Origin of the sequence: Weissella bombi, assembly GCF_900094835.1 — a bacterium.
Taxonomy (GTDB): Bacteria; Bacillota; Bacilli; order Lactobacillales; family Lactobacillaceae; genus Weissella; species Weissella bombi.
Window position 1 is genome coordinate 1 of record NZ_FMAO01000026.1, and the last position, 4858, is coordinate 4858.

Here is a 4858-nt window from a genome sequence, read left to right on the forward strand (position 1 = left end):
AAGAATATACAGAAATTAGAAAAAGTAGTAAAAAAATACATGCTTTGGATAAAGATGTTAAGACTGTCAATTACATCAAGCATTCAGCTAGGGAAACTTCTGATACAAAAATTAGAAACAAAGGTGTTGATATTTACTATTCTTTGAAAAGAGATGGTTACGAATCTAGTGGTCATGCAGTAACAAGAATGGCAGAAAGAATGTTTAAAAAGAATGGCCAATATAATTATAATTATCAAACTATTATTAATACTTTGCATAAAAAACCTAATTTTATTGATAGTCGAAATGGTAGATTAGTGCGATATTATAATAAAATTGCTATAATAACTGAAAAGGATACTAATTATATAGTGACTTTTATTAAACAACGTAAGAAGGGGAATGGTTGGACACAATTATGACAGCAATTGAAAATGATGTACTGAATGTTCTTGAAAAAGCATTTGTTGTTGATGATTTATGGAAATATGCATTAGATATTCAGGATTATTTTGCTGACGAAACTGATCAGCTTGAAATTGATAATCCTGAAATGGATGATTATTTACAAGATGTTATTCCTGAGTTTACTGATTCATTTGATAACACAAAAAAGAAGCAATGGTTACATGAATTACGAAAAATTATTGATCATGCGAAAACATTTATTAAAGATTAAGCACTGATATTAAATTATCGGTGCTTTTATTTTGACCTGAATACGTCATTAAACTGTTCTTTTTTTATACAAAAATCTGTGCGAGGGCTGACTCGCTAATAAACAGCTTAGGAGGAAATGTATGAAAACTGAAACGCTAAAGGGCTTTGGTCTAAATGATGAACAAGTTAAACAAGTAATGGCTGAATATGGCAATGAAGTAAATACCTTAAAGCAGGAGAAGGATACCGCTGAGCAAGAACGTGATTCATTGCAACAGCAATTTGATGAAGTTAATAGTCAACTGGCTGATGCTCAAAAGGATGCGAAGAAGGGTAGCGAACTTCAAGGTCAATTAAAGGACTTACAGGATAAATTTGATGAATCAAAGGCTAATGCTGAACAGCAACTGCAAGCAACTAAGAAGGACTATGAGATTTCAAACGCATTGAGACAAGCAGGGGCCAAGAATGAAAAAGCTGTCATGGCATTACTAGACACTGATTCGATTGCTTTTAACAACAAAGGAAAGTTAACTGGCCTATCTGATCAACTCGATACGATTAAGAAAGATAATGACTTCTTATTTGAAGCAGAGAACACTGAGACGAAAACACCAATCATTACGCCAACAGGTAATCCTAATCCAACAGGAGCACCGGCTGGAAAAGAATTGGCGGACTATTCATATCAAGAGTTATCAGCTTTGAAAGCCGATAATCCAACACAATACCAAGAATTAGTAGGAGGAAGTAATTAATGGTTGTTACAAATATGGAAAGCATGATTGATCCCGAAGTAATGGGGGCTATGATTCAAGCGCAACTACCAAAAGCCATTAAATTTAGTGGCATTGCACCAATTGATACAACATTGGAAGGACGTCCAGGAGACGAAATTACAGTACCATCATACAAGTATATTGGTGATGCTGAAGATGTGGCTGAAGGTGCCGCAATTGATTACAAACAATTGGAGACATCAACTCGTAAGATTGATATTAAGAAAGCCGGGATTGGTGTGCAGCTAACCGATGAAGCTGTTTTGTCTGGTTATGGTGATCCAGTGGGTGAAGCACAACGTCAAATTCGAATGGCGATTGCATCAAAGATTGATAACGATATTTTGGAAGCTGCACAAGGAGCAAAGCTAACCGTAAATGCAAAGATTGATTTAGATTTAATAGACCAAATTGAAGCGACATTCGTTGATGCACCTGATGCAATTGAAAATGACGCTACTGACCAAACTGGTGTGTTGTTCTTGTCATATAAGGATGCTGCTAGACTACGTAAGGCAGCTGCTAATGACTGGACACGTACTTCGCAACTAGGTGATAACATTCTAGTAAGCGGTGCATTTGGAGAACTATTTGGTTGGGAGATTGTTCGCTCAAAGAAGATTGAAGACGCTCAATTTATTGCAACTAAGCCTGGTGCATTAAAGGTTTATTTGAAGCGTGACTTACTAGCCGAGTCTGCACGAGATATTGATCATAAGTCAACGAAGTTTAATGCTGATCAACATTATGGAGTAGCAATCTATAATGATGCCTTAATTGTTCGCTCAGCAGATTCAGGAACTACATCTACAACACCTAAAGGTTAATAGGAGGTAACGTATGCCCTATTTAACGTATGACGAGTATAAGGGTTTTAACTTTGCTGAGATAGATGAATCAGACTTTAAAAAGATTTTGACAAGGGCTGAATTAGCCATTAATTCAATAACGCAGTTTCGCTTGATGAAGGAAGAAAACAGCTTATTAAAGCTACCTAATTGGATGCAAACTCAATTTAAACAGGCTGTTGCTTTACAGGTAGAATATATTGCAAAAAGCGGTATTGAAACAGCTGCAGATGCTAGAGAACAAGCTAATATTTCTAGTTCTTCAATTGGTTCCACTAGTATCAGTATGAATAGTGGTACAGCAAGAAGTGCTAATGACACTAGCTTGTATATCTCGCCAGATACGATGAATATTCTAGCTAGTCTAGGCCTGTTGTATACGGGGGTAGATTATGTACGTTAACAAACGCCTGTTAGTTCATAGTGTCCAAGTTGCTAAACCGATTGCTGATAAGAAAGATTTGTATGGTGAGCAAGAACATTATGATTGGCAAGAATTAGTTCCTGTTCGTTTTGAAGATAGTTCAGCCACAAGTGGTAGCAATAACCAAAAAGAACGTCAGAAAAACGCTAAGCTGTTTGTTTACCCAGAGCACTTAAGCAATAACATTGCGTTTGATGATAGTTGGTTAGGCGGCAAAGTTAAATTTGATGGTGTTGAGCATGAAATTATTCATATCAATCGCTTTGATTATCCATTAATTAGTCACCCATTTTGTTATGAAATTGAGGTGCGCTAATGGCTGATCAACAAATTCATTTAGATGTAGGTCACATAGATAAGATGCTTAGTCCGGCAAACAAACAAAAAGCTAAATTAGCATTAGCTAATCAAGTAGCGATAGATATGAATAAATATGTCCCACTTAAAAAAGGAGATTTACGTGCTAACCGCACAGTGACAGCTGATCGTATTTCCTTTGGCGAAGTTTATGCCAGGGCGCAGTATTACGGAACAAATGATAATGGTAAAACAACGTTTCAAAATTATACAACAACAGGTACTGGTCCTAAATGGGATTTAAAAGCCAAGGATAAAAACATAGATAAATGGACAGACACATTTAAAAAGGGGGTGACGAAGTATCAATAAGAATAATTTTTTAGAACAGTTAGCGACTTATTTAAATACTAATTTAAAGTTACCACTTCCTGTACAGCTTTCTTTTTTGACAGATAAACCTAGTATTGCTTTGTTTCCAATTCCAGGCGGTCGAACAACTGTCCAATATTTTAACGGTACCAAGGAGATGGATTTTGCTTGGCAATTAATGGTTCAAGAAGAGTCACCCCAAGACACAGCAGCAATTATGTGGGCAATTTATGGGGCGTTAACTGATGAGAATTTGGTACTTGATAGTACTGATGATTCATTTGAATTTAATTATATGACGCCTAATCAACCCGAATTAGAGGGTGAAAAAAATAACATGACAGTGTGGTCACTATCAGGGACTGCTAATTTAACAATTTAGAGAGGATTTTAAACATGGCAAAAACAAAATTTCAATTAAACTTTGAAAATCACTTGGAAATTGATGTGAGTGGTAATACAGCATTAGAAGATATCGATAAAGCAAACTGGGCAGCACTTTCTGAGGGAATTCAAACAATTACACCTGCCTCATCAGAAACAGCAGACACAACACCTTACTGGAGTGGTGAAGGATTTTCTGACCACGATGTTACTGGTAAGGCTGTGACATTTGCAGTTGCTGGTCATCGTTTGCTAGGAGACCCTGCACAAGATTATGTAGCAGAGCGTTTTACGGATGTAGGTGATTCATTACGTACATTAGCCCGTTGGACTAACCCAGAAGGTAAGCAATTGGTGTTCGTTGCAACATTAACAGCAATCGTTCCATTTGGTGGTGCTGCTAACGTTAAGCAAACATTCAGCTTTACATTAGCAATGAACGGAAAGCCTAAAAAGATTGAAGCTTCAGGCACACCTAGTAATACTGTACCCCAAAAATAATTAATAATAATTCAGTGACGATGACTGCGATAAACATCCAAACAGGGTGAGAGGCCTGATTTTTTTGTGCAAAATAAAAGGAGACCAATAACATGGCAATTAATATCACAAGTTTAGTTATCAAATCACAAGACTTTACAATCGGTAAAAAAACATACACAGTTCGTTATACGTCAGAACTGGATGATCAATTTTCAGATATGATGTTGAAAATTGGTAAATTATTAAATGATATTCAGAATACTGATTACGATGAAGCTATGACACTAGATGAACAACGTACGCTTGTACGTGATGCCTATTCAGAAATGCTTAAAATTTCAAAGGATTACTTAATTGCTGCTTTAGGTCAAAAAGCAGCTGACGAGATTGTACGTTATGCAGATAATCGTACGGTTACAATTACTAAGATTGCACAAGCTATTTTCGAAGCAGGACAAGACAATGATTTAAAACAAAAATATGGAACGAATCGCAAAGAACGTAGAGGAAAGGGTAATAACTAATGTTTTCATTCACCAAACAACCTGAACAAACGATTAAATTGGACGGACGTGTCTATCATGTTAATTTGGCCTTTAATCGAGTGATTACAGCGTTTGGTGTTTTAA

General features: G+C 36.2%; 9 protein-coding genes and 1 pseudogene. All 10 read left to right on the plus strand.

Going from position 1 to position 4858, the window contains the following annotated elements; translation table 11 throughout:
* A pseudogene (locus GA0061074_RS09165) lies at positions 1–404 on the plus strand (hypothetical protein); the annotation flags it as partial.
* Positions 401–661, plus strand: coding sequence for a hypothetical protein (locus GA0061074_RS08970; protein WP_167550176.1), 261 nt, complete (start codon positions 401–403; stop codon positions 659–661). The pseudogene GA0061074_RS09165 and the gene GA0061074_RS08970, both read left to right, overlap by 4 nt.
* Positions 662–782: 121 nt before the next feature.
* On the plus strand, positions 783–1400 hold the full coding sequence (locus tag GA0061074_RS08975) for a phage scaffolding protein (RefSeq protein ID WP_092464084.1): 618 nt from the start codon (positions 783–785) through the stop codon (positions 1398–1400).
* Complete coding sequence (locus GA0061074_RS08980) at positions 1400–2248, plus strand: N4-gp56 family major capsid protein (protein ID WP_092464087.1); 849 nt, start codon at positions 1400–1402, stop codon at positions 2246–2248. Before GA0061074_RS08975 ends, GA0061074_RS08980 begins: the two co-directional genes overlap by 1 nt.
* Before the next feature lie 13 nt (positions 2249–2261).
* Positions 2262–2672 (plus strand): head-tail connector protein, encoded by a 411-nt coding sequence (locus GA0061074_RS08985; RefSeq protein WP_092464090.1) that lies wholly within the window; start codon positions 2262–2264, stop codon positions 2670–2672.
* Entirely contained in the window at positions 2662–3009 is a 348-nt protein-coding gene (locus GA0061074_RS08990) for a putative minor capsid protein (RefSeq protein WP_092464093.1), read from the plus strand. The genes GA0061074_RS08985 and GA0061074_RS08990 overlap by 11 nt, the downstream gene beginning before the upstream one ends.
* On the plus strand, positions 3009–3362 hold the full coding sequence (locus tag GA0061074_RS08995) for a minor capsid protein (RefSeq protein WP_092464096.1): 354 nt from the start codon (positions 3009–3011) through the stop codon (positions 3360–3362). Before GA0061074_RS08990 ends, GA0061074_RS08995 begins: the two co-directional genes overlap by 1 nt.
* A gap of 76 nt (positions 3363–3438) precedes the next feature.
* Positions 3439–3744, plus strand: coding sequence for a minor capsid protein (locus tag GA0061074_RS09000; RefSeq protein WP_240005877.1), 306 nt, complete (start codon positions 3439–3441; stop codon positions 3742–3744).
* A gap of 14 nt (positions 3745–3758) precedes the next feature.
* Positions 3759–4247, plus strand: coding sequence for a phage tail tube protein (locus GA0061074_RS09005; RefSeq protein ID WP_092464102.1), 489 nt, complete (start codon positions 3759–3761; stop codon positions 4245–4247).
* Between the two features lie 92 nt (positions 4248–4339).
* Complete coding sequence (locus GA0061074_RS09010) at positions 4340–4753, plus strand: hypothetical protein (protein ID WP_092464105.1); 414 nt, start codon at positions 4340–4342, stop codon at positions 4751–4753.
* Positions 4754–4858 lie beyond the last annotated feature (105 nt).

Bases quoted from the DNA above. Each gene is read 5' to 3' on its own strand.
- GA0061074_RS08970 (WP_167550176.1), top strand. From the start codon at position 401: ATGACAGCAATTGAAAATGATGTACTGAATGTTCTTGAAAAAGCATTT.
- GA0061074_RS08975 (WP_092464084.1), top strand. From the start codon at position 783: ATGAAAACTGAAACGCTAAAGGGCTTTGGTCTAAATGATGAACAAGTT.
- GA0061074_RS08980 (WP_092464087.1), top strand. From the start codon at position 1,400: ATGGTTGTTACAAATATGGAAAGCATGATTGATCCCGAAGTAATGGGG.
- GA0061074_RS08985 (WP_092464090.1), top strand. From the start codon at position 2,262: ATGCCCTATTTAACGTATGACGAGTATAAGGGTTTTAACTTTGCTGAG.
- GA0061074_RS08990 (WP_092464093.1), top strand. From the start codon at position 2,662: ATGTACGTTAACAAACGCCTGTTAGTTCATAGTGTCCAAGTTGCTAAA.
- GA0061074_RS08995 (WP_092464096.1), top strand. From the start codon at position 3,009: ATGGCTGATCAACAAATTCATTTAGATGTAGGTCACATAGATAAGATG.
- GA0061074_RS09005 (WP_092464102.1), top strand. From the start codon at position 3,759: ATGGCAAAAACAAAATTTCAATTAAACTTTGAAAATCACTTGGAAATT.
- GA0061074_RS09010 (WP_092464105.1), top strand. From the start codon at position 4,340: ATGGCAATTAATATCACAAGTTTAGTTATCAAATCACAAGACTTTACA.